Raw genomic sequence first — 1,778 nt, 5'->3', positions numbered from 1 at the left:
TGGGTCTGTCGTCTCACCTTCCTCGACTTTCTCGGTCAGCCGTTCCGCGTACTCGTCGGAGAGTCTTTCTCCGTACCTGATCTCGTCGATGAGATCTGTCGCGACCACACCTGGGCCCACACCGTTCATCCGAACATTCGTTCCTTCGAGTTCTTCACCGACCGAGGTCGTGAATCTAAGCGTCGCCGCCTTGGAAGTTCCATAGCCCGACAGCGTTGGTCTGGAACTCCGTGCCCCCCCGCCGAGGATGTTCACGATACGCCCGTAGCCTTGGTTCTTCATACTAGGTAGAATATAATATGTGTAGTGTACCATCCCAAATAAGTTCGTTCGGACAGTTCGTTTCCAGTCCCTAAGATCGTTTGTGGGGAATTCTCCGACTGGACCTACCCGACCAGCATTGTTCACCAGAATGTCGATACCGTCGAAGGCGTCATTCACCGCCTCGATAACCCGCCTTACCTCGGACGCTTCGGAGCTGTCGGCGAGGAACCGCTCGGTACGGCCACTTTCGGAGAGGTCAGCCAGTTCTTCGGCGGTTTTCCTAAGTTCTACCTCGTCAATAGCCGTTATCGCCACGTCGTGCCCCTGTTCCGCGAAGTGAGTTGCGACGTATCGACCGATACCCCGACTCGCACCAGTGACCAAAACCGAGTTCATTCTTCGACCTCTGATATCGTGTGTCGGAACTTTCCGGTACGGATCATTTCCATGTCGTCCATCATATTGAACCGAATTTCCACGTCCCCGACGTGCTTGTGTAGCCCCCGACGGAGTTCTGGTTCGATCTCTTCAAACGCTTCTTCACTCGTCACCATAAGATTGATTTCGATGGATTCTCGCTCTTTCTGGACGACCTGCCACTGTTGTATTACATCGAAGTAGTCCTTGAAATAGTGGTCGAAGAAGGTACCGGGGAGCTGCTTACCCCGCTTCGTCACGATAACCGACTGTTCGCGACCAACAATTTCACCTAATTTCGGCCAGTCCATTCCACATCCACAGGTCCCCTCTTCAACCGGATACGCGAGGTCGCCGATTTTGTACCTGAGCAGAGGAGTCGCCTTGTTATGGAGATCCGTCACGACGATATTTCCTTTTTCACCCTTCTCAGGTTTCTCGCCGTCATCGTTCAGTACTTCGACGACGTAGAGGTACGAATTTATGTGTTTGCCGTCATGTTCCACGCACTCCTGTGCGATGCCGCTAAACTCTCTCGCGCCGTATCTGTCGAACACATCTGCGCCGAGATAGTTTCTGATCCCCTCTCGTGTCGAGGGATGGAGTTGCTGTCCTGAGCTGACGACCCGCTTCCAATCTTTCTGGAGGTCGTTGCGCTTACAGTACTCAACGAGAATATTATATGCTTCGGCGTAACCGTCGATGAGATCCGGATTGTATTCGTCGATTTCATCCAAAATCTCTCCGAGGTTGTCGTCACCCATTTTGAAGACCGGGATGAATTTCTCGCGAGATAGGAACGCCTCAAATTGTTCTTTAATCCACTGGATTGTGGACATCCCGATCTTCTGATGCCATAGACGCACGCTCTTGTCCCCCCACTCATACCCCATCCACTCACGATTGCGTAGGTTCATGGCCAAGCGCTTCTCAAGTTGCGCTTTATTCGCCCACATGACTAACGGGGTGCCAGTTGACCCCGAGGTCGTGATTTTATGATCGGCATACTTCTCGTTCGTGAACCGGTCGGGATCGTCACGGAGCGTCTGCTTGTCGAGAACCGGAATTTGCTGAAGTAACCCGTCTAGATCGTCAAT

General features: G+C 52.6%; 2 protein-coding genes. Both read right to left on the bottom strand.

The window, feature by feature from the left end; translation table 11 throughout:
- Positions 1-660, bottom strand: a 660-nt coding sequence (locus tag EXE42_RS15200) for an SDR family NAD(P)-dependent oxidoreductase (RefSeq protein WP_137706873.1), incomplete at its 3' end; no start/stop codon positions are given.
- A partial coding sequence (locus EXE42_RS15195) for an AMP-binding protein (protein WP_158293720.1) occupies positions 657-1,778 on the bottom strand: 1,122 nt, incomplete at its 5' end. The genes EXE42_RS15195 and EXE42_RS15200, both read right to left, overlap by 4 nt.

The sequence above is a fragment of the Halorubrum sp. SP3 genome (assembly GCF_005435195.1).
GTDB classification, from domain to species: Archaea; Halobacteriota; Halobacteria; order Halobacteriales; family Haloferacaceae; genus Halorubrum; species Halorubrum sodomense.
The sequence above is the reverse complement of the archived record's forward strand: the minus strand, read 5'-3'. Positions and strand labels throughout refer to the sequence as shown.